17 protein-coding genes and 1 pseudogene are annotated in these 22,054 nt (G+C 44.0%); 1 reads left to right on the plus strand and 17 read right to left on the minus strand.

The window, feature by feature from the left end; translation table 11 throughout:
- Window positions 1-112 precede the first annotated feature (112 nt).
- Genes KQI87_RS08430 through gltX form a run of 6 tightly spaced genes read right to left on the minus strand, consistent with a single transcriptional unit; the run spans window position 113 to window position 6,554 of the window.
- A complete protein-coding gene (locus KQI87_RS08430; RefSeq protein WP_216459731.1) occupies window positions 113-631 on the minus strand; it encodes a stage III sporulation protein AB in 519 nt (172 codons plus the stop codon).
- Window positions 616-1,554: a stage III sporulation protein AA gene (gene spoIIIAA / locus KQI87_RS08435; RefSeq protein WP_291810956.1), complete on the minus strand. Its 939-nt coding sequence runs from the start codon at window positions 1,552-1,554 to the stop codon at window positions 616-618. The genes KQI87_RS08430 and spoIIIAA overlap by 16 nt, the downstream gene beginning before the upstream one ends.
- 46 nt (window positions 1,555-1,600) lie before the next feature.
- Complete coding sequence (locus KQI87_RS08440) at window positions 1,601-2,722, minus strand: hypothetical protein (RefSeq protein WP_216459732.1); 1,122 nt, start codon at window positions 2,720-2,722, stop codon at window positions 1,601-1,603.
- A 3-nt stretch (window positions 2,723-2,725) separates the two neighbouring features.
- Entirely contained in the window at window positions 2,726-3,277 is a 552-nt protein-coding gene (locus KQI87_RS08445) for a 4'-phosphopantetheinyl transferase family protein (protein ID WP_216459733.1), read from the minus strand.
- Window positions 3,274-5,100, minus strand: a complete 1,827-nt coding sequence (locus KQI87_RS08450; protein ID WP_216459734.1) for an ATP-dependent helicase — start codon at window positions 5,098-5,100, stop codon at window positions 3,274-3,276. Before KQI87_RS08450 ends, KQI87_RS08445 begins: the two co-directional genes overlap by 4 nt.
- A gap of 2 nt (window positions 5,101-5,102) precedes the next feature.
- Window positions 5,103-6,554, minus strand: a complete 1,452-nt coding sequence (gene gltX / locus KQI87_RS08455) for a glutamate--tRNA ligase (RefSeq protein WP_216459735.1) — start codon at window positions 6,552-6,554, stop codon at window positions 5,103-5,105.
- 483 nt (window positions 6,555-7,037) lie between these two features.
- Between gltX and KQI87_RS08460 the strand changes: the two genes are divergently transcribed.
- A complete protein-coding gene (locus tag KQI87_RS08460; RefSeq protein WP_330655756.1) occupies window positions 7,038-7,916 on the plus strand; it encodes a restriction endonuclease subunit S in 879 nt (292 codons plus the stop codon).
- Here KQI87_RS08460 and KQI87_RS08465 read toward each other — a convergent pair.
- The 11 genes and pseudogenes from KQI87_RS08465 to KQI87_RS08515 all read right to left on the minus strand — a co-directional run bounded on the left by KQI87_RS08465 (window position 7,913) and on the right by KQI87_RS08515 (window position 22,030).
- Window positions 7,913-8,897: pseudogene (locus KQI87_RS08465) on the minus strand (PDDEXK nuclease domain-containing protein). The gene KQI87_RS08460 and the pseudogene KQI87_RS08465 overlap by 4 nt on opposite strands.
- A gap of 596 nt (window positions 8,898-9,493) precedes the next feature.
- On the minus strand, window positions 9,494-11,209 hold the full coding sequence (locus tag KQI87_RS08470) for an acetyl-CoA carboxylase carboxyltransferase subunit alpha (protein WP_216459737.1): 1,716 nt from the start codon (window positions 11,207-11,209) through the stop codon (window positions 9,494-9,496).
- 120 nt (window positions 11,210-11,329) lie between these two features.
- Entirely contained in the window at window positions 11,330-12,676 is a 1,347-nt protein-coding gene (locus KQI87_RS08475; protein ID WP_216459738.1) for an acetyl-CoA carboxylase biotin carboxylase subunit, read from the minus strand.
- A 3-nt stretch (window positions 12,677-12,679) separates the two neighbouring features.
- On the minus strand, window positions 12,680-13,111 hold the full coding sequence (fabZ, locus tag KQI87_RS08480) for a 3-hydroxyacyl-ACP dehydratase FabZ (protein ID WP_019162348.1): 432 nt from the start codon (window positions 13,109-13,111) through the stop codon (window positions 12,680-12,682).
- Window positions 13,112-13,251: 140 nt separating this feature from the next.
- Window positions 13,252-13,746, minus strand: coding sequence for an acetyl-CoA carboxylase biotin carboxyl carrier protein (gene accB, locus KQI87_RS08485; protein WP_216459739.1), 495 nt, complete (start codon window positions 13,744-13,746; stop codon window positions 13,252-13,254).
- Window positions 13,747-13,912: 166 nt separating this feature from the next.
- Window positions 13,913-15,148 (minus strand): beta-ketoacyl-ACP synthase II, encoded by a 1,236-nt coding sequence (gene fabF, locus KQI87_RS08490; protein WP_216459740.1) that lies wholly within the window; start codon window positions 15,146-15,148, stop codon window positions 13,913-13,915.
- A gap of 82 nt (window positions 15,149-15,230) precedes the next feature.
- A complete protein-coding gene (gene fabG, locus KQI87_RS08495) occupies window positions 15,231-15,971 on the minus strand; it encodes a 3-oxoacyl-[acyl-carrier-protein] reductase (RefSeq protein ID WP_216459741.1) in 741 nt (246 codons plus the stop codon).
- Window positions 15,958-16,893 (minus strand): ACP S-malonyltransferase, encoded by a 936-nt coding sequence (gene fabD, locus KQI87_RS08500; RefSeq protein WP_216459742.1) that lies wholly within the window; start codon window positions 16,891-16,893, stop codon window positions 15,958-15,960. The genes fabG and fabD overlap by 14 nt, the downstream gene beginning before the upstream one ends.
- Before the next feature lie 133 nt (window positions 16,894-17,026).
- Window positions 17,027-17,260 carry an acyl carrier protein gene (gene acpP / locus KQI87_RS08505; RefSeq protein WP_216459743.1) on the minus strand — a complete coding sequence of 78 codons (234 nt, stop codon included), beginning with the start codon at window positions 17,258-17,260 and terminating at the stop codon, window positions 17,027-17,029.
- A 315-nt stretch (window positions 17,261-17,575) separates the two neighbouring features.
- Entirely contained in the window at window positions 17,576-18,772 is a 1,197-nt protein-coding gene (locus tag KQI87_RS08510; protein WP_216459744.1) for an FtsW/RodA/SpoVE family cell cycle protein, read from the minus strand.
- Between the two features lie 243 nt (window positions 18,773-19,015).
- Window positions 19,016-22,030, minus strand: coding sequence for a hypothetical protein (locus KQI87_RS08515; protein ID WP_216459745.1), 3,015 nt, complete (start codon window positions 22,028-22,030; stop codon window positions 19,016-19,018).
- Window positions 22,031-22,054 lie beyond the last annotated feature (24 nt).

Consider the following 22,054-nt stretch of genomic DNA (forward strand, 5'->3'; position numbering starts at 1 on the left):
TTTCCGGCTTCTGCCTCTGATTTCTTACTTACAATTGTCCAAATACACAAACATATTTATTCCTGAACTTGTTATGCATTCACCAAAGCTGGCACTATATATCATATCACTTTTAGAAAAAGAGCACCGCCACAAATATTCCGCCCAGAATACCCAGACTGCGGTACAGCTTTTTCTTTTCCCGGAAGTCTTTCTCCAGTTCTCTAATTGCATATTCTGTTTCTTTTTCCATCTGGTCCAGCTGTTTCAGTTGCATGTCCAGGCCCAGATATCCAAGCTTGTCTCCGAGAGAGTAAAACCGGTTCCTTTCTTCTTCGGAAAGGCAGTCCAGATTCAGACATTTTTCGGCGCAATCCCGGAAGATTTTTCCAAATGATGTGCCTGTTTTTTGCCGCATTTCCTGTGCAGTAAGTATAAAAAATTCTCTGTACTTTCCTGCCAGTTTCCCGGAGGCGCCTGTAAAGGCATCGTACAGAGATTTATTTCCATAACGTATTTCTCCTCTTAAGAGGATGATCATCCGTAAGATCATTTCCAGCGTTTTTTTTCGTCCGGTAAGTTCGCTGCCTGCGGCAAATCCCAGACCTGCGCCGGAAATCATAATTACACATAATCCTATTGTTTTAAGCATACCCTACCATTTTCGTCAAGCACTGCTTCCAGACATCCTGCCTGGTCATTCTTATCAAGGATGATGTAGCGTTCAAATACTTTCTCGCCCATCAGCTTATAAAAAAATGGCTGATCCAGAACATCTTCCAGACAGTTTCCGTGAGCGGTTGCGATCAGTTTACATCCGCAGTGGATCACGGACTCTACTGCCTTGAAATCTTCTTCGCACCCCAGCTCGTCTACCGCTACCACATCCGGTGACATGGAACGTACCAGCATCTGCATTCCCTCTGATTTCGGGCAGCAGTCCAGCACATCTGTGCGCATTCCCAGATCATTCTGCGGGATTCCCTGATAGCATCCTGCAAGTTCACTTCTCTCGTCCACCACACCAACTGTCAGTCCCGGGGTGTTTGCCCAACCGTTGCTCAGCTGTCTGATAATATCTCTCAGAAGCGTGGTCTTTCCACAACGCGGCGGTGAAATGATCAGTGTGTTTGCAACCCATTTCTCTGTGCGGATATAGGACATTACTTTGTCCGCACATCCCTGAATCTCATGTGCCAGGCGGACATTAATACAGGAAATATATTTCATTCCCATGATCCTGCCTCTGTCCAGCACTACTTTTCCGGTCACTCCTACTCTGTGACCGCCCTGGACACTGATATATCCCTGCCTGATCTCATCCTCATAAGCATACAGGGAATATCCTGTCACGTATTCCAGTGTTTCTGTCAGATCTTCCCTTGTAACCAGATACTGTTCCTGGCCGGGTTTCCTTAAGAAACACTCTCCACCGTCATATGTCAGAAATAACGGACGCCCTACTCTCAGGCGTATCTCATATAATTTATCATAGTCAAGCTTCGCATCCATTAGTAGCTGCCGGATATTTCCGGCAAACAGGTTCTCAATCTGCTGCGCTTCTATGTGTCTCACCTCTTTACACTTAATATATGTGGACAAACCCGTTTTATTACCTCTGTCAGGAATAATCTTCTTCCATTTTTTTCAGATCCAGTTTCAAAACACGGTCTACCACGTTGCCTGCATACCCCCTGTATGCATAGGCACCCGATTCGAAAAGTACATAGAGATTATCTCCGTCTACCACGATCTGCTCGATCATCTCAGGCATTCTGTATGATCTGGCGGAATTTTCATTTACATACAGTCTCTTATCCGACTGCTCGTAAAAGACGATCCTGGACGGCAGGATTCCAAAGGAATGCGAAAGAAGCAGCTTGTCATTGTAGAAAGCCATTCCCTGTGCCTGCTCTGAAATCGTGGAATAATCCAGCGGAACTGCCATCTCAAACATCATGCCCAGTTCCTCGTCAAACGTATTGACCAGATTTCCCTCATCGTCCACCGCATATCTCGCGATCGTACTCTCTGTATATTTATTAAAACATCCCACATACAGGCACCCTTTGTAAAAAGTCATAAAGGAATCACGAACGATTCCGTAAAGGCTGCATGTCTGGTTCACCTGCACGGGCATGCGGTTATCTGCATAACTGTATTCACGCAGTACATCCATCTTAATGCTGATCGCCTGCGCAATACCATTTGTATTAGAAGAATACCATAACATGTCATGATCCGGATCATAGGCAAGTCCGCCTACATGAGGAAGACCCGGCAGTACCACTTCCTTGATAAATCTGTGGGTTTCCTTATTGATCACGTATATGACAGAGTTATGTTTTCCTGTATGGCAGTAGGCACTTATCAGGACATATTCGTCTGTGACAGCCAGACCCTGAGGGGTCATGGAGGTACATACTGCCTGTTCGGTACCCTGTGCATTCAGGAATGTTCTTGTATATTTCAAACCCGGAATAATATAAGTTCCGTACTCTTTCTCTTTTTTTCTGCCGTCAAAGGCAAAGTTATTCAGTTCCTCCTGCTGAGACAGCATCTGAAGCTGTCCTCTCAGCGAATATACCGCAGCATCCTGATTGGTTACCAGATATTTCGCAGGAGGCTCTGTTCTGCCTCTGTATACATAGGCATATCCCCAGAAAGCCAGTCCCAGTGCCAATACCACCACCAGCACTTTCACTGCCAGTCTCCGGATTTCTTTCTTCGTTTGTTTGTTCATGTCTTACCCAAGTATGATGTCTTCAAACTTCCAGCTGATCTCCATGGGATTCATTGCCCAGACCGCTCCGCTGTATCCCTCTTCCATATCCAGAAGCATATGGCTTCCCTCATCCATAGATATAGTCCGGAGATCTCTGGAAAGTCCCTCTCCGGTCCATTTAATATAAGCTTCCCGCAGCACCCACTGTTCAAAAAATTTCTGCTCTGCATCTGCTCCTGCCAGGATTTCGTCATACTGCTCCTCCGGCACCATGCGTCTGAGCATTCTTTCGTAATTGGCCTTACGGTGAACCTGCACATCAATCCCGACTTCCTGATCAGCAAGGATACATACCACATAGTCCCCTGAATGGCTGATATTATAGTGCAGAGATGGGCGGTAGGACAAAAATGGTTTCCCGTGTTCTCCCTCTGCTCTCGGCTCATATTTCAGGTCGATATTGAATTCTTTTCTGAGTGCAGTTTTCAAAAGCTTCTCGGCGATCATATGCTCCATATGTGCACCTGCGTACTCTTCCCGTATTTTTGTATAATAAATAATCCCTTTATTCATAGGCCCGTCTCCTCAAGGAACCGGGATGGTTCCAGTTCCTTCTCATACTGGCGTCTCACGTAGGCAAGCACAAGTTTCTTCTTCGCTCTTGTCATGCCCACATAAAACAGTCTTCGTTCTTCTTCTACTGCTTCTGCAAGAACTGCCTTACGGTAAGGGATGCTTCCCTCATTGACATTCAGGATGTATACGATATCGTATTCCAGACCTTTCACTGCATGAAGTGTGGATATGGTCACACCCTCCCTGTGATCCTGCTGTTTCCTTGCCTGCTCATTCAGGCGTTTCGTATATTCCTCTATATATGCCTGCCACTGCGCCAGGGTTTTCATGCCTTTTGCACTCTCATGGATCCGGTCCAGAGTCTCAAGCAGTTCCTCTGGTTTTATTTTACGATACTGTGCATATTCGCGCAAGTATTCTTCGAATCCCATTCCTTTTCTTATGAAATTAATTGCTGCAAAAGGGGAAAGGGTGCCAAGAATCCTCAGGTGTGTCTCCAGCGTGGTGATCCTGTCGCACATCCAGTCTTTATCTTTATAGTATTCCCGTAGTTCCTCGAAATTAATCTTTGAACTCTTCAGCGCTTCTCTGGAAATGTATCGGTTCGGACGGTTCATTACTTCCAGAAAGTTCTTCCTGCTTCTGTCTCCTGCCGCCATTTCCAGATACGCCAGTATGGCCCGGCAGATCCAGTGGCGGAAAAGATTGGGAAGCTGTTCTTTCATCGTAAAAGGAACCTGATATTCCATCAGTGCATTGATCAGACCTTCTGATTCCTGATTGGTACGAAGCAGGATTGCGGTATTCAACAGATCCTCGCCGCGCTCCAGTCTCTTCTTCAATGCTGCCACCACGCACATGTATTCTTCTCTTGGATTGTCAAATTCCTTACAGGTTACAGGCATACCCTCTTCGTTCGGAGTATCCAGCTGCTTTTTGAAACGTCTGGTATTGCATCCGATCACTTCCATAGCTGTGCGCAGGATATTCTTGCTGCATCGGTAATTCACATTCAGAAGAACTGTCTCTGCTTTCGGGTAATCCTTTGTAAAATTCAGCATGATCTCCGGTCTTGCTCCGCGGAAATGATAGATGGACTGGTCGTCATCCCCTACGATAAACAGGTTGTTGGCAGGTGCCGCCAGCATCTGCAGGATCTTGTACTGTAAGCTGTTGATATCCTGAAACTCATCCACCAGGATATAGACAAACTTTCGCCGCCATGCATTCAGGATATCCGGTCTCTGGGAAAAAAGTTCATAGCAGCAGAGGATCATATCATCAAAATCCAGCTTGCGTTTCGCTTTCAACGCCTGCTTATATCCATAAAAAATATCCCTGAATATCTCATCCGAACAGCAGGACGCATAATAATGCTCCGGGGAAATACAGTTTCCCTTTACCACACTAATCTCCTTGGCGACCTCCTCAATGAAGTCTCCTTCCTGAGCCATCTCCTGTCCGTATTTCTCGGTCATCTCACGGAGAATGCTGAACTTCTCTTCTTCGGAAAGAATATTAGCAGCACTCAGATGGTACGCTGCTTTCAGAATCCCATAAAAAATTCCGTGGAATGTTCCAAAAGTAACTTCACTTCTGTCCTGTCCCACGAATTTCAAAAATCGTTCTTTCATCTCTGTTGCCGCTGCTCTGGAAAAAGTTACAACCAAAATAGAAGAAGCCGGTATCTTCCCCTCATTGATCATGTATGCAGTTCTCTCCACAATAACGGAAGTTTTCCCCGAGCCGGGGCCTGCCAGGACCATCATGGGTCCCGACAGGTGAGCGATCGCCCGGAGTTGAGATGGGTTTCTCTTCATATTTATTTGCTTAATTTCTCAATAGCCGCCTTTACACGTTTGATTGTCTCGTCTTTACCGATGATCTCCATGATCTCAGTAGCACCGGCCGGTGTCATCTGCTTGCCGGAAACAGCAGTACGCAGAGGCCACATTACGTATCCGTTCTTATAGCCGTGCTCTTTTACGAATGCACTTAAGGTCTCAAATAACGGATCATTTGTATAATCTTCCTGCTCTTCCAGAACCGGAAGTACTTCTTTTAATACTGCAAGAGAAGTCTCTTCATTTGTTTTCATTTTCTTATGGCAGTACATAGCGGAATCATATTCCGGTACTTCCTCAAAGAAGTCGATCAGAGCCGGGATATCAGGGAATGTTTCGATTCTTGTCTGTACCATTCCTGCGATCTTCTTGAAGTTGTAATCTTTCTTCAGAACTTCTTTCATGTATGGAAGTGCTTTCTCATAGAACTCATCCGGATCCATTTTCTTAATATATTCGCCGTTCATCCAGCGCAGTTTTGCAATGTCAAAGACTGCCGGTGATTTGTTGATATGACGGTAGTCAAATGCCTGTACCAGTTCATCCAGTGTAAAAATCTCTCTGTTATCTGCAGGGCTCCATCCGAGAAGTGCTACATAGTTAATGATCGCTTCTGATACAAATCCCTGATCAAGCAGGTCTTCATAGGAAGAATGTCCGCAGCGTTTGGAAAGTTTCTGGTGTGTCTCATCTGTGATCAGAGGACAGTGTACATAAACCGGGATATCCCATCCGAATGCTTCGTAGATACGGTTGTATTTCGGAGCGGAGGAAAGGTATTCGTTACCTCTTACTACGTGTGTGATCTCCATTAAATGGTCATCAACTACGTTTGCAAAGTTATATGTCGGATATCCGTCAGATTTGATAAGGATCAGGTCTTCGAGTTCCTCGTTGTTTACTGTGATATCTCCATAGATTACATCGTGGAACGTTGTAGTTCCTTCTGTCGGCATGTTGAAGCGGATTACGTGTGGTTCTCCGGCATCAAGACGGCGCTGTACTTCTTCTTTGGAGAGTTTGAGGCAGCGTTTGTCGTAGATGGAGATCTCTTTTCCTGCTACAATACGTTTCATGCCTTCGAGTTCTTCTTTGTGGCAGAAGCAGTAGTATGCGTCTCCCTGTTCTACTAACTGCTGTGCATATTTCATGTAGATTCCCTGTGCCTGACGTTCGCTCTGTACGTATGGTCCAAAGCCTTTGTCTTTGTCCGGACCTTCGTCGTGGAGAAGTCCTGTCTTTGCAAGGGTACGGTAGATGATGTCTACGGCACCTTCTACGTAACGTTCCTGATCTGTATCTTCAATACGGAGAATGAAATCTCCGCCTTCGTGTTTTGTAATAAGGTATGCGTATAATGCTGTTCTTAAATTTCCAACATGCATTCTGCCTGTAGGGCTTGGTGCAAATCTTGTTCTGATCTTGGTCATAACTTTTTTCACTCCTGAATTTTCATATATTCAAAATCTGTAAAAAAAGACCCTGCTTAAAAGCAGCGCCTTTCTACTTTCGGGTTTATTATACGTCAGAGGCTTTCTTATTTCAAGTCGAGATATTGGAAAATTTTAATGTTTTTTGAAAAGGGACGCATGGGAAGCAATCATGTCCGGGGGGCTCAGTTTCAGAACCATTGTATTTCTAGGCATTCGGGTACCTCCCCTTTGCTTCATGGTAGTCTTTGCATTTTTAATAAAGGTATTCTTCTATCTTTTGTTTCTTATTAGTAACTTTTTCCACCCCCTATTACAATATGATGGAAAAATATTTTAAAAATTTCAATCTGCTCTGCAGACAAATTTCTCAACTTTGAGTAACCACTATCTTTTATGATATTTGCCACTAAATATAGATAGGAGACAGATACTGGCACTGCCGATAACTTGCCTTATGAGAAAGTCGGTAAAAATGAACCGGTGTGCATTGCGGATGAGGTACCGTTTGAGATTCCAGAAAGTTGGGAGTGGGTACGACTAAGCAAAATTGTTTACAATAGAGGTCAAATGACACCTGCTAAAGATTTTTGCTATATAGATATTGGATCTATTGATAACAAAAATCAGAAACTCAGTATCGAAGAAAACATTGTTACTGCGGATAAAGCACCATCAAGAGCGAGAAAAATTGTTACTATTGGTGATATTCTTTACTCTACTGTTCGTCCGTATTTGCATAATATGTGTATCATTGACCGTTCTTTTAGCCATACTCCCATTGCAAGCACTGGATTTGCAGTGCTTACTTGCCATTCTGGATTTTTAAATGAGTTTTTATTTTATTATCTGATGTCACCAAATTTCGATACATATGCAAATAATACAGACAATGCTAAGGGAGTTGCCTATCCGGCAATCAATGATAATAAACTATATCAGGCGTTGATACCCGTTCCTCCTAAGGCCGAACAAGAACGTATCGTTAAAAAACTTAAAGACGTATTGCCATATGTTGTTACATACGGAGTAAAATACTCGGAGGCAAAATCTCTAAATAATGGTTTTACTAATAAATTAAAGAAATCCATTCTGCAAGAAGCTGTTCAGGGAAAGCTCGTTTCTCAAGAACCAACAGATGAACCGGCTTCTGTCCTTCTGGAACATATTCATGCCGAGAAAGAACGATTGATTCAAGAAGGAAAAATTAAACGAGACAAGCACGAATCTGTCATTTTCAGAAGGGATAATTCTCATTATCGGAAGTTGTATCTTAAAAAAATATATTTTTCTATAAAGTCAACAAATTTCTGGTATCTTTATTTCAAATTTTTAAATCAGATTTACTTAATCCGTTTCTAAATATCCTCAACAGATGGCAGTTGCTTTTCCAGATCATCTGGCAGGCTGCTGGTTATTTTATATTCGCTCACACCAATTGGTTTTGAAATATCTTTGAGCGAATATTCTGCGACGACATTATTCTTACTTTTGCACAAAAGCAAACCAATAGACGGATTGTCCTGTTCTTTTTTCAAGATGCCGTCTACGGCTGAAAGATAGAAGTTCAGCTGACCGGCATATTCCGGTTTAAAGTCACCGGTTTTCAATTCAATAACCACATAACAGCGCAGATTCAGATTATAAAACAGCAAATCAATGTAAAAATCATCACCACCTACATTTAGGTGATACTGATTTCCCAGGAATGCAAATCCTGTTCCAAGCTCCAGAAGAAGCTTTGTAACATCCCGAACCAATGCCTGCTCAATATCCCGTTCAAGCATATCTTCCTTGAATGGAATGAAATCAAAGACATACGGATCTTTCATAGTCTGCACTGCAAGTTCACTCTGTGGAGATGGCAGACGGTGTTCAAAATTTGTAACCTTATCTGCCAGAGCCTGCCGCTGATACAAACCGCTTTCAATCTGATGAACAAGAACATTTCGAGACCAACCGTTTTCTGCTGACTTTTTAATATACCATTTGCGCTCATCCATATTCGCAACCTTATCCAAAAGGACAATATTGTGCCCCCCACGGAATTTGTGCAACAACCTGTTGCACAAATTCTCGATCCGGATAAGTCTCAGAGAATTTCGCCATATACTTCAAATTACGAACAGAATAACCTTTGCTTTCTGGAAAAGCTATCCGAATATCTGCTGCAAGGTTATCAATAAACTTATTGCCCCATGACTTATGTTCATTGATCACACAACCGATGTCATAATAAAGAAGCAGCATATCTGCGTTTACATGAATTGTAGCACGGTATTGTGCCGCAATAATTTCACTCTTAATATTTTCAATAATAGTGAGATACTCAGATGTATTCATCAGCACCTTTATCGCCTCGCTTTCACATAATTCTTATCATTATTTTTCTCTCTTAATATACTAATATGTAATTTGAAAATAATCCATGTACTCCTTTATCTTTATCCATAATGATAAATTAGCAACGGCAATCTTTTTTGTAAAATAAAAAAGTTTCATAATATCACTTTCTGATTACAATTAATCAAAATAATGATATCATGAAACCATTTTAGCGTAAAGCTGAAAAGATTGTTATTTCATCTGCTCTGTTTTGAATAGTAACCTGTGAAGAGGCACAAGGAGAAAGAAGATGATATCTGGCTACTGACAAAATAACACTTTTCCCACTCAGTACAAATTTTTAGAAATTGCCTACTAACATACAACAAAACAGCGCATAAAAATATTTTATTTCAGGTGCATTTGCAGGTATCTTAGATCTTCTTAGGTGAAAAAAATATGCGTTATGAGCCATCAAGGTCACTGTCTGAGTGTCAGCGAGTTTGACCTTGATGGCTCATGGTTTTAGCAGATTTTTTTCGCCTTAGAAGATCTTAGATGCCGAAACCGCACCTGAAATAAAATATTTTTATGCGCGTCCCTTTTTAATGTATTTACATCCTGCGAAATCTCTCATACCGTTCCTGTGCAAGCTGTTCTCCACTCTTACCAGCTTGTTTCACCAGAAACTGCTTCATCCGGATTTTCATATATTCTGCGATTTCAGGTAAATTCTCCTCGCTTGCCGGATATTCCTCCGGTATGATGCGTTCGATGACTCCCAGTTCTTTCAGATGAGCCGCTGTTACTTTCATAACTTCCGCAGCTTCTGGTGCTTTTCTGCTGTCTTTCCAGAGGATGGAGGCAAATCCTTCCGGTGAGAGGATGGTGTAGGTTGCGTTTTCCATCATCCAGACTTCGTTACCGACTGCCAGTGCAAGTGCACCGCCGCTGCCGCCTTCGCCAATTACGATAGAAAGTACTGGCACTTTCAAGTCTGACATTTCAAGGAGATTGTGTGCGATGGCTTCACCCTGGCCGCGTTCTTCTGCTTCGAGTCCGCAGAATGCGCCTGGAGTGTCTACAAATGTAATGACTGCGCGTCCGAATTTCTCTGCCTGTTTCATCAGGCGGAGGGCTTTCTTATAGCCTTCGGGTGATGGCATTCCGAAGTTGCATTTGATGTTTTCTTTTGTGGTGTGTCCTTTGCGGATTCCGATTACGGTGACGGGTTGTCCGTCCAGTGTGGCGATGCCGCCGATGATGGCATTGTCGTCTCTGACGCCTCTGTCACCGTGAAGTTCCATGAAGTCGTTGAAGATCGTGTCAATGTATTCTGCAGCAGACGGGCGGTCGCTGCTTCTGGCGATCTGGACTCTGTCCCAGGCGGTGAGGTTCTTTGGTTTCTTCTGCTTTTTCTTTTTGCCAAAGGTGTCGAAGGCTCTTGCCGGAGTTTCCTGTGGAAATTCTCCGTACTGATCTCTGATGCTGTGCAGTTTCAGGATGAGGGAGAGGGTATCTCGCATGGTGCTACGTTCTGCGATTCCGTCGAGGAAGCCGTGTTCCAGAAGGAATTCCGGTCTCTGGAAGCCTTCCGGGAGTTTCTGGCCTATGGTCTGTTCGATGACTCTTGGGCCGGCGAATCCGATCAGGGAGCCTGGTTCTGCAAGGATGATATCTCCGAGCATGGCGAAGCTTGCAGTGACGCCGCCGGTGGTCGGGTCTGTCAGTACGGATGTGTAGAGAAGTCCTGCTTCGGAATGGCGTTTGATGGCTGCGGAGGTTTTTGCCATCTGCATCAGTGATACGATTCCTTCCTGCATTCTGGCGCCGCCGGAGCAGCAGAACAGAATGACCGGAAGGCCCTGACGTGTGGCTTCTTCGAATGAGCTGGTGATTTTTTCGCCTACTACATATCCCATGGAGGCCATCAGGAATCTGGCGTCCATAGCTCCGATTACAGTGCGGATGCCTCCGATGGTGGCTTCTCCGATGAGGATTGCCTCGTCCATTTTTGTTTTCTCTTTTAGGTTTTCGATTTTCTGCGGATAATCCGGATAATCCAGAGGATTACTGTTTTCGATTCCTGTAAACCACTCTTTGAAGCTTCCCTTGTCTGCGATCATTTTGATACGGCGTTTCGCGCTGATCCTGAAATATCCTCCGCATTTCGGGCACACGTAGGCGTTGGATATTACGTCTTCTCTGTAAACCATTTCTCCGCACTTTGGACATTTGATCCATAAACCCTCAGGTACGGAAACAGATGCGGACTGTTTATTCCGCTCTTCTGAAACTGTTTTCTTAAAAAATCTCTTCAAGTCTGCCATTAAAAATCCTGCTCCTTTATGTAACCCAATTCAATATTGTTTTCAAACAATAAAGTAAATATTACCCTTCAGTAAATATGTAATTTCTATCGAACCGCAGAATATATTTACACCAGATTTTTATAAGTCCGGATAATGCTGCGGAATGAAATCCGTAGTGATATTCCCCTCCTGGAAGTCCGGCTGGTTCAGCAGTTCGTACAGGAAGTCTACGTTTGTCTTTACCCCTTCGATCGCAACTTCCCCCAGTGCACTGATCATTTTCCGGATGGCGCTGTGGCGGTCTTTGTCGTAGACGATGATCTTGGCGATCATGGAATCGTAGTATGGTGGAATTGCGTAGTCATTGTAGACTGCTGTATCCACGCGGATTCCGTTGCCACCGGGCAAATGCAGATCTGTGATCCTGCCGGGACATGGCATAAAATGTCTCTCAGGATCTTCGGCATTGATCCTGCATTCCATGGCATGACCACGGATTTCTATGTCTTTCTGCTGAACGCTTAATGGTTCGCCTGCTGCGATGCGGATCTGCTCTTTGATCAGGTCTACACCTGATACAAACTCCGTTACCGGGTGTTCTACCTGGATTCTGGTGTTCATTTCCATGAAGTAGAATTCGCCGGACTGATCCAGCAGAAACTCTATGGTTCCGGCGCTTTCATAACCTGCTGCCTTTGCGGCGCGGACCGCGGTCTCACCCATTTTCTTTCGCAGTTTGTCAGAGATCGCGATGCACGGGGATTCCTCGATCATTTTCTGGTGACGCCTCTGGACGGAACAGTCACGTTCTCCGAGATGGATCACATTTCCGTATTTGTCTGCAAGAATCTGCACTTCCACATGTCTCGGATTCTCTACGAAACGTTCCAGATACATGGTATTGTCGGAGAAAGAATGGACGGACTCCTGCTGTGCTGTCTCGAATAATTTAGCAAATTCCTGCTCATTTCTGGCTACACGCATTCCTTTTCCGCCGCCTCCTGCAGAAGCCTTGATCATGACCGGGAAGCCGATTTCTTTTACTGCTTTCTGTGCCTCTGCCACTGTGTAGACCGGCTCTTTTGTGCCTGGGACTACCGGGACTTTGGCTCTGCGCATTGTGTTTTTTGCTTCGGATTTATTTCCCATTCTGGAAATGACTTCCGCGGATGGACCGATAAATGCTACGTTGCATTTCTCACACATCTCTACGAAACGGCTGTTCTCTGAGAGAAAACCAAAGCCCGGATGAATGGCTTCTGCGTTTGTGGCGATAGTTGCGCTTAAGATCCGTTCCATGTTCAGATAACTGTCTATGGACTGTGCTTTGCCAATGCAGACTGCTTCATCTGCAAGCTGTGTGTGCAGGGCATCTCTGTCTGCTTCTGAATATACGGCAACTGTACGGATTCCCATTTCGCGGCATGCACGGATAATGCGCACTGCGATCTCGCCTCGGTTGGCGATCAAAATTTTTCCAAACATCTGTTATGCTCCTACTGCAAAGGTCAGTTCTGCGATCACTGCTACTTTACCGTCCTGATTTGTGGCTTTTGCTCTGCCGACTCCCATCGGACCTTTTTCTTTGATAATTTCTACTTCAAGTGTAAGAGTGTCGCCCGGGACTACTTTGTTCTTAAATTTCGCATTGTTAATGGATGCAAAGTATGCAATTTTTCCCTTGTTTTCCGGTTTGCTCAGGATTGCAACTGCACCGGTCTGGGCAAGTGCTTCGATGATCAGGACTCCCGGCATGATCGGTTCCTGTGGGAAGTGGCCGGCGAACTGCGGCTCATTGTAAGTGATGCATTTCTTTCCTGTTGCTTTTACGCCCGGAACCAGATCTTCGATTGTGTCGATCAGGAGGAACGGGTGTCTGTGGGGAATAATTTCCATGATTTCTTTTGTTGTAAGTTTCATTATAAATACCTCCTTATCTTTTGTTACTGTTCATTCCATGTCCAGTAACACGTTTCGCGCCGTATGTCTCAGAATTTTGGCATACTCATGCCAAAGCACCTCGCGGAATAGTGGCGTGTGAACAGTAACTATCTTTTTCTCTATTCTATCACAAACATAGGCTGTCCGAACTCTACCATCTGTTCATTTTCTACCAAAATCTGTTTAACTGTGCCGTCGAATTCTGATTCAATCTCGTTCATCAGTTTCATTGCTTCGACAATGCCAAGAATCTGACCTTTGCTTACTTTATCTCCGACTTTTACGAACGGAGCGCTGTCAGGTGATGAGGCTGCATAGTAGGTTCCTACAAGCGGGGATTTCACTACATTTCCTGTGAGTGTTTCCTCATCAGATACTATGCCTGCGCCTGTCTCATTCTGTCCGGCAGACTGGGACGCTGACTGCACAACTGGCTGTACTGCTGCCTGATACTGGGCAGCAAATGCTGCTGCATCTGCATTTGCTGCTACCTGCTGCACGATTGTTTTCTCTGCTGACATGGAGATGTTTAAATTTCCGTCCTGCAGATTAAATTGTGTCAGATTTGAATCGCTGACTGCATGGATCAGTTCTAATATATTTGATAATTCCATTTATTTCCTCCTGCCTGATATCAGGCGAATAAAATCTTCTACCTGCTCATGACCGAATAAATGATTCTCAGTTTATTCGATCAAATGAATATTCAGACTGTCTGATCCAGACAGATATCTGATTTTTCGCTCCGCCGGATCTGTATTAATTATTGTTTCTGTAAGATTAGTCTTCGTATTTCTTAATAAGTAAAGATGCGTTATGTCCGCCAAATCCCAGGGAGTTTGACAGTGCATATTTGATATCCATCTTAACCGGGCCGTTTCCTACATAATCCAGGTCGCACTGTTCATCCGGTACCTGATAGCCTACGGTCTGGTGGATCAGTCCTTCCTGAAGTTCTTTCACGCAGGTGATCACTTCTACTGCACCGGCTGCTCCCAGAAGATGGCCTGTAATGGACTTAGTAGAGTTTACTTTCATCTCTTTTGCATGCTCACCGAATGTCTTCTTGATGGCGATGGTCTCGAATAAATCGTTGTGGTGTGTACTTGTACCGTGAGCGTTTACATACCATACGTCATCTGTGGAAATGCCTGCTTCTTTTACTGCAAGTTCCATAGCTTTGGCTGCACCGGAGCCGTCTTCTGCAGGGGATGTGATGTGGAATGCATCGCCCGTTGCGCCGTAGCCTACGACTTCAGCAAGGATTTTTGCGCCGCGGGCTTTTGCATGTTCCAGTTCTTCCAAAACTACGACACCTGCACCCTCACCCATAACGAAACCGCTTCTTTCTTTGTCAAAAGGAATGGAACATCTCTTCGGATCCGTGGAAGATGTCAAAGCTGTCAAGGCTGCGAAACCACCGAAGCCTGTTGGTGTGATGGCTGCTTCTGTTCCACCTGCGACCATTACGTCTGCATCAGACCACTGGATGGTGCGGTATGCTTCACCGATACTGTGGGTTCCTGTTGCGCAGGCTGTTACAACATTGATGTTCTTTCCACGGAGGCCGAACTGAATGGATACATTTCCGGATGCCATGTTGGAGATCAGAAGCGGGATCATCAGTGGATTCAGTCTGCCCGGTCCTTTTGTTTCCAGAATTTCGCAGGATTTCTCTACTACCTGCATGCTTCCGATGCCGCTTCCTACGCTGCATCCTACACGGAACGGATCTTCTTTTGTCATGTCAAGACCGGACTGCTCGATGGCTTCTTTTGCTGCTGCAACTGCATACTGGCTGAAAAGTTCCATACGTTTGGCTGATTTGAAATCCATGTAATCTTTGGCATTAAAATTATTGATTTCTGCTGCCATGTGTGCTCTGTATTTGGTTGTGTCGAAACGGGTTACTTCTGCAAAATTTGTTTTGCCCTCTTTTACACTGTTCCAGAATTCTTCTACATTCAGACCTACAGGAGTGATAGCTCCCATACCTGTGATCACTACTCTTCTCATTTTCTTCTCCTCATCTATGTAACATTATTCAATCTTTCTGACAAATAAGCATCTTCTTCCGACACTTTTATCTGTCTCTGCTTTATACATTCATACCGCCATCCACACTGATGACCTGTCCTGTGATATAATCTGCTTTGTCTGATGCCAGAAATACTGCCGCATTTGCAATATCTTCCGGTTTTCCGAATCGTCCCAGAATGATCTGCTTACAAGCATTCTCTTTCAGTTCTTCAGAAAGTACTTCTGTCATTTCTGTGTCTACAAATCCCGGTGCAATGGCATTTACTGTGATTCCGCGGCTTCCGAGTTCTCTTGCCATTGTCTTTGTCAGGCCGATAACTCCTGCTTTGGATGCTGCATAGTTTGCCTGGCCTGCATTTCCAAGGATTCCGGAAACAGAGGAAATATTGATGATCTTTCCGCTTCTCTGTTTCAGCATCTGACGGGCACTGTGACGGATGGTATTAAATGTGCCTTTCAGGTTTACATTTAATACGGAATCAAAATCTTCTTCTTTCATTTTCATGATCAGACCGTCTTTGGTGATCCCGGCGTTATTTACCAGAATATCCAGATGTCCGTATTCTTTTACCACATCTTTGATCATGGCTTCGCAGGCTTCGAAATCGCTGACATTGCATTTATATATAGAAGCTTTTCCACCGTTTTCTTCGATGGTCTGCTTTACTTCTTTTGCACGCTCTTCGGAGCCATTGTAATTGACGATCACCTCTGCACCTTCTTTTGCAAGCGCAATGGCGATAGCGCGTCCGATCCCGCGTCCTGCACCGGTGACAAGTGCTACTTTATTCTCCAGCATTTACAGACAACTCCTTTCTTACTGCTTCCAGGTCTTCTACTTTCTCTATATGTAAGGCTTTTACATTTCTGTTGATCTTCTTAAGAAATCCGGTCAGTGTCTTTCCTGGTCCGATTTCGATAAATGTATCTACACCATCACTGATCATCTGCTCTACAGACTGCTGCCAACGCACGGAGGAAGACACCTGTTTTACGAGAAGCTCCTTTACCTGTTCAGGCTCTGTCACGTTCTGTGCAGTTACATTTGTCACATATGGAATGGCAAACTTCTGAATCTCCACATCTGCCAGAGCCTGTCCAAGTTTCTCTCCGGCTTCTCTCAGAAGTCCGCAGTGGAAAGGTCCGCTGACTTTAAGTGGGATCACACGTCTTGCACCGGCTGCTTTTAATGCCTCTCCTGCTGCTGCGACTGCTTTTTCTTCTCCTGTTATCACAATCTGTCCAGGGCAGTTATAATTTGCAATGGATACAATTCCTTCTGTCTCCTGGCAGACCTTTTCGATAAGTTCTGCATCTGTTCCAAGGACTGCTGACATTGCGCCGCCTGTCGGATATGCCTCCTGCATCAGGATTCCTCTTTTTCGCACTACTGCGAAGGCATCCTCTTCTGTCATTACTCCGGACGCTGCAAGAGCACCGTACTCGCCAAGACTTAACCCGGCATTTACCTGGGATGTGATCCCGGATTCCTCTGCTGCTCTTAAGATTGCGATCTCTGCTGCCAGCATGGCGATCTGTGTATATTCTGTAATATTTAAGTTCTCATTTTCTTCAAAACACAAAGTTTCCACATCAAGACCGGATGCTTTGGATGCTTTCTCAAACACCTCACGGCTTACAGGGAATTTCTCGTAGAAATCCTTTGCCATACCTGTATACTGTGCGCCCTGTCCCGGGAATACAAATGCAATTTTGGACATATCTGTTTCCTTTCTTTGTTTCTGTTTCAAATTATTTTATTTTAAAATATTTTGATATTCAAATTATAATATCAAAAAATTTCTCCCGGGAGCCATTTCCGACTCCGGGGAGTTTTTATCTTTGTCTGTAAGATTAAGCTTCTACACCTTTATCTTTCAGGTAATCCATAACAGCGCCAACTGTTGTCAGATCTGTAAGATCTTCTGCAGGGATCTCAATATTATATTCGTCTTCCAGAGCCATAACCAGTTCAAAGAGGTCAAGGGAATCTGCTCCAAGGTCATCCTTGAAAGATGTGTCAGCATTAATCTCTGCTGCGTCACAATTTAACTGTTCTGCGATCATTTCACTCATTTTTTCTAACATAGTTCTCTTCTCCTTTAATTCAAGCCCCGGATATTTCTTTCTCTTGTCTCCAGCTCCGGATATTACTTGTTTCTTTCTTGTTTTTATTTTTATTAAGCGGGATTTATCCGCTTTCATGCTTATTTCTAACCGGACAGTATGATACTCAGTTCTATCAGCATAGTCGTTACATACGGCCCAATTACTTTGATGCTCAAAGTATATATTCTCCACTTCTGTTTGTCAAGCACTATTTTATTTAATTTTTAACGCCTGTGTATCGACAGTACCTGTCGACAAGTTGATTCCTGAAACATTCTTATTTTTTATTTCAGGTCATTCTTCAAACTTAATCTGCCTTGCCACACTCAGTGCAAGGCCCATCTCCGCCATCAGGAACAGAACTGACGTACCTCCGTAACTGATAAACGGCAGGGTAACACCCGTATTCGGCATAAGATTTACAACAACTGCGATATTCAGGATAACCTGCAGCGCAATATGGATAAAAATTCCGCTGACCATCAGAGAGCCAAACATATCCGGTGCATTCTGTGCGATAAAAAACAGTCTGTACAGCAGATATGCATACAGCATCAATACGATCAGACCTCCAAAAATTCCAAGTTCCTCACAAATAATCGAGAAAATCATATCATTCTGAGCCTCAGGTACACTTCCCAGCTTCTGAATACTGTTCCCAAGTCCTCTGCCAAAGAATCCACCGGAACCAATCGCATACAATGCCTGAATCGTCTGATATCCCCAGGTATCTGCAAAGTCCTCGGGATGAAGCCATACCATGATTCGTCTCAGACGGAAACTTCCACTTCCATCAACACTTAATGTTGCATTCAGGAAGAGAACTCCTATAACGCCCAAAACAATCACAACTCCTGCAATGATCAGGAAAATCTTTATATCAGGATGTGCAACAAAGATCAATCCTGCAGTGATACAGAAAATAATGATCGCTGTACTCAGGTTATCGGTAAATACATATGCGATCAATGCAAGAAATGCTCCTGCACCGCCAAGCACCATACATCCTTTTAAGGTCTTTACTTTCTTTCCCATATGTACGATCATATATGGCAGGCAAACAATAACTGCAATCTTTGCAATTTCAGCCGGCTGGAACTGAATCGGTCCCAGATTCAGCCATCTCTGGGCTCCGTTTGCAGACTGTCCAAGAGGGGTCTTAACCAGCATCATCAGCACGACCGCCGCTACATACAATATCGTTGCAAAACGATTCAGAATACGATAGTTGATCTTGGAAATGACCAGTGCCATAATAATACACGCCACACTGATCAGCGCCTGTTTCTTGAAGAAAAACATATCGTCTCCATATTTCAGTTCCGCCGTGTACGAGCTTGTACTGTACAGCATAATAAGTCCAAAACAGGTCAGCAGTACAATAACAGCAACCAGACTGTAGTCATAATAATCTGCCCTGGTCTTTCGCCGTGTATTGCTCCTTCCCGCCGAAGTTCTGTATGATTGCTTCTGTGATTTTGTATTTGACATTTAATCACCTGTTGCTTTCTAAATTTATTTTTCTGTGAAAGATAAACTTGATTTCCTATCTGTTCCGAAGTGATAAGATCTATTTTCCCCGGATTTCGTTCTCATTATAGCAGAAACCTTTCTTATAAGCAATGGGGCAGTTGCACAATGCATCTGCCCCACTAAGTCCGCCGCTGCTGTTCTTTCCATTCTCAGCAACATTTCTTATTAGTCACTGTTCTTTCCCGTAACAATTCCACAAAATTATTCTTCATCATCAATTTCAATCGGGTCAGATTCAAAGATGAATTTAACATTTCCATCCATATCACTGGATCTGTCTGTGAATGTTGTGTACATCACATCGTCAGACTGAATTGCTTCGAATCTGTCAAGGATATCCTGAAGATCTCCATTTACAGTATCATCCAGTTTCTTGATACCTTCTTTGTAGAACTTCTTCTGTCCTTTATTTAATTCTTTTGCACCGTCATTGAGATCTTTGATACCATCTTTGAGCTGATCACTGCCGTCTGACAGTTCATTTGTTCCATCAAGTAATGTCTTTGTTCCGGAAACAAGGCTGCCTGTTCCGGATGCAAGAGTCTGTGCTCCAGATGCGAGAGTCTGTGCTCCGGATGCAAGCTGAGATGCTCCACTGTTTAATGTAGAACTGTTGGATGAAAGCTGGGACGCTCCGCTGTAAAGCGCTCCACTGTTGGATGACAGAGTATCTACACCACTTACAAGCTGACCTGTTGCAGAACTGATCTGTGACATACCACTTGTAAGGCTCTTTCTGGCACTCTTAAGAGTCTTAGCACCTTTTAACAATGCCTGCGCATTGGCATTGTTCTCACCTTGAAGCTGTGTGATTCCTGCTGTTAATGTCTTACCTGAACTGAGAAGTGTATCTGCACCTGAAATCATCTGCTCTGTGCTTGCTTTTGCAAGGCTTTCATATCCGCTCTGCAGAGTTTTGTTTGCAGCTGTCAGCTGGTCAGATCCGCTCTTAAGCTGATTGATTCCCTCTAACATTTCCGGTAACTGCTGCTCAAGACCTCCAAACAGTCCGCTCAGAGTGCTCACACCATTTGCAATCTCATTTCCTGTTGCTGCAAGCTGACTTCCGCTGGCTGTCAGTGCATCGTCATTAGAAGTAAGTTCCTTTGCCCCTGCATTCAACTGTGCTACAGTTGCCTGTACCTGCTGCATTCCCTGACTTAATGCCTGTAACTGCTGCTGAAGCTGTTCCATGCTGCTGTTTACTGCTGCTTCCTGTGTATCTGCTGCTGATTCAGCACTGTCTGCAGATGCTCTTAAGCTGTCTGCTGCTGCCTGAAGTGCAGATGTGTCAGGTGCAGAAGTTGTAATTGTAGAAGTATCAATATTAGATGCGCTGTCCTCAGCTGCCTGAATAGAACCTAAAGCACCGTTAATTGCAGATTCTACAGCAGCAGCTGTCTCATCATCCATATTGCTTGTGTCAATATTGTATAAAGCAGATTCTGCTGCTTCCAGCTGACTGCTGACTGCTGCAACTCCTGCTTCTACAGAAGATGCATCAACAGAAACATCAGAAGAATCACTGATCCAGGACTCAATTGCATCAGCCTGGCTGTTCATTGTATCTGCGCTGTCATTTAACTGACCGGACATTGCCTGCGCACTCGCCTGTACTTCAGAAGCTGTCGAAGCACTCATACCTTCCAGGGCAGTTTCAAGCTGTTCCAGACCTGCTGCAAGTTTCTCTACACTCTCAATGTACTCCTGTACTTTAGAAGTATAAGTAGAAACACCTGTTGTATAAGCTGTAATATTCTGACTGAAATTAGCAAGCTCATTTGCATTAATCTGGCTGGAAAGAGCTGTCATTTTATCTACAGCAGTCTGGATTCCGGTTACTGCTGAATTAATTCCAGGAGTCATCTGTCCAATACCCTCTACCAGACTCTTAATACCTCCTGCGTACTGGCTTACACCTCCTGCCAGCTGATTAACACCTGCAATATACTGCTGCATGCCGTCTGTCAGAGTAGTTGTACCATTCACATAACTCTGTACACCTCCTGCCAGCTGATTACCGCCTGCAACGTATGCATTTACGCCCTCAGTAAGGGTTTTCATTCCCTCTTCATATTCTGCCATCTTGCTGTCCAGTGTATCTACACCGGCTGTATACTGCTGAATTCCTGCTGAAAGTGTGTCTGCTCCTGAAGTATAAGAAGAAACTCCACTGCTTAAAGACTGTGCTCCTGTATTTAATGTCTGCGCTCCACTGCTTAACTGCTGTGCACCGTCATCCAGTTCTTTCGCACCATCATTAAGGTCGCTGACACCGGATTTCAGAGTACCGATTCCATCATAAAATTCTTTGTATTTATCATTCAGTGTCGTTGTTCCATCATAGAGATCTTTTGTACCGTCTACCAATTTTACTGCTGCATCTGTCAGATCTTTCATGGAATCCTTCAGATCATCCAGTCCATCGATATTATCAAAGTCAATATCGCTGAAGATATCTGACATCGCTACTGTAAATGCAGAGCTCATCTCGCAGTCTGTAACATCTGCTTCCATTGTAAATCCTTCCGGAATATCAACATCATCTGCGATATCATCGGACAGATCAAGACTCTCTTTCATTCCAGGCATTCCAAGACCGATCACGATATTTCTGCTTCCGTCGGAGATTACTTTTCCATTGTCTACCGTTACATTGGAGAAATTGTCTGTAGAAAGGATCATTCCAGTTACCATAACGAATGGAGAATAGATATCTGTTTTCTCTCCGTTTACTTTCTTAGTTGTCTTGGAAGTATTTGTATAAGTAACTTCCATTTTAAGGTGACCGGTCTTTCCTGCCAGGTCATCCGGAGAAACTTCTGTACCATCCAGATAGTATTTGATTCCTACGGAAACTGGGAGATCTTTATCAGTTTTTCCCTGATAATAAATATCTTTTCCGTCTGTACTCCATGTCAGGTTATCACCGTTCTGTGTAAAAGTTTCATCACCTTTTACGTTCTTGATATCTGTCAGATCAGAGGTATCTTTAATCTCAGATCCTGAGCTGTCTCCCGAGTTCTTCAGCCAGTTGGATACAGTAACATCTGTTACATCTCCGGCTGCTGTTGTATTTACATAAACAGTCTCTTCTTTCTGAACACTGTTGTCACTTGTTGAAGCAACAGCTGCCATTACAGTACCTGCTCCGAGAACTACGGCCATTCCTGCTGCAAGTGACGCTGCAGCTGCTTTCTTTCTGTTTCTGTTCATAATAGATTACTCCTTTATATTCTC

The organism is Blautia sp. MSJ-9 (assembly GCF_018919065.1).
GTDB lineage: Bacteria > Bacillota > Clostridia > Lachnospirales > Lachnospiraceae > Blautia_A.

What these genes read in the sequence shown, in the direction of transcription:
- acpP (WP_216459743.1), bottom strand. Translation starts at nt 17,260, where the DNA reads ATGTTAGAAAAAATGAGTGAAATGATCGCAGAACAGTTAAATTGTGAC.
- KQI87_RS08445 (WP_216459733.1), bottom strand. Translation starts at nt 3,277, where the DNA reads ATGAATAAAGGGATTATTTATTATACAAAAATACGGGAAGAGTACGCA.
- fabF (WP_216459740.1), bottom strand. Translation starts at nt 15,148, where the DNA reads ATGAGAAGAGTAGTGATCACAGGTATGGGAGCTATCACTCCTGTAGGT.
- fabG (WP_216459741.1), bottom strand. Translation starts at nt 15,971, where the DNA reads ATGCTGGAGAATAAAGTAGCACTTGTCACCGGTGCAGGACGCGGGATC.
- KQI87_RS08475 (WP_216459738.1), bottom strand. Translation starts at nt 12,676, where the DNA reads ATGTTTGGAAAAATTTTGATCGCCAACCGAGGCGAGATCGCAGTGCGC.
- accB (WP_216459739.1), bottom strand. Translation starts at nt 13,746, where the DNA reads ATGGAATTATCAAATATATTAGAACTGATCCATGCAGTCAGCGATTCA.
- KQI87_RS08440 (WP_216459732.1), bottom strand. Translation starts at nt 2,722, where the DNA reads ATGAACAAACAAACGAAGAAAGAAATCCGGAGACTGGCAGTGAAAGTG.
- KQI87_RS08430 (WP_216459731.1), bottom strand. Translation starts at nt 631, where the DNA reads ATGCTTAAAACAATAGGATTATGTGTAATTATGATTTCCGGCGCAGGT.
- fabZ (WP_019162348.1), bottom strand. Translation starts at nt 13,111, where the DNA reads ATGAAACTTACAACAAAAGAAATCATGGAAATTATTCCCCACAGACAC.
- KQI87_RS08450 (WP_216459734.1), bottom strand. Translation starts at nt 5,100, where the DNA reads ATGAAGAGAAACCCATCTCAACTCCGGGCGATCGCTCACCTGTCGGGA.
- fabD (WP_216459742.1), bottom strand. Translation starts at nt 16,893, where the DNA reads ATGTCCAAAATTGCATTTGTATTCCCGGGACAGGGCGCACAGTATACA.
- KQI87_RS08470 (WP_216459737.1), bottom strand. Translation starts at nt 11,209, where the DNA reads ATGGCAGACTTGAAGAGATTTTTTAAGAAAACAGTTTCAGAAGAGCGG.
- gltX (WP_216459735.1), bottom strand. Translation starts at nt 6,554, where the DNA reads ATGACCAAGATCAGAACAAGATTTGCACCAAGCCCTACAGGCAGAATG.
- KQI87_RS08510 (WP_216459744.1), bottom strand. Translation starts at nt 18,772, where the DNA reads ATGTCAAATACAAAATCACAGAAGCAATCATACAGAACTTCGGCGGGA.
- KQI87_RS08515 (WP_216459745.1), bottom strand. Translation starts at nt 22,030, where the DNA reads ATGAACAGAAACAGAAAGAAAGCAGCTGCAGCGTCACTTGCAGCAGGA.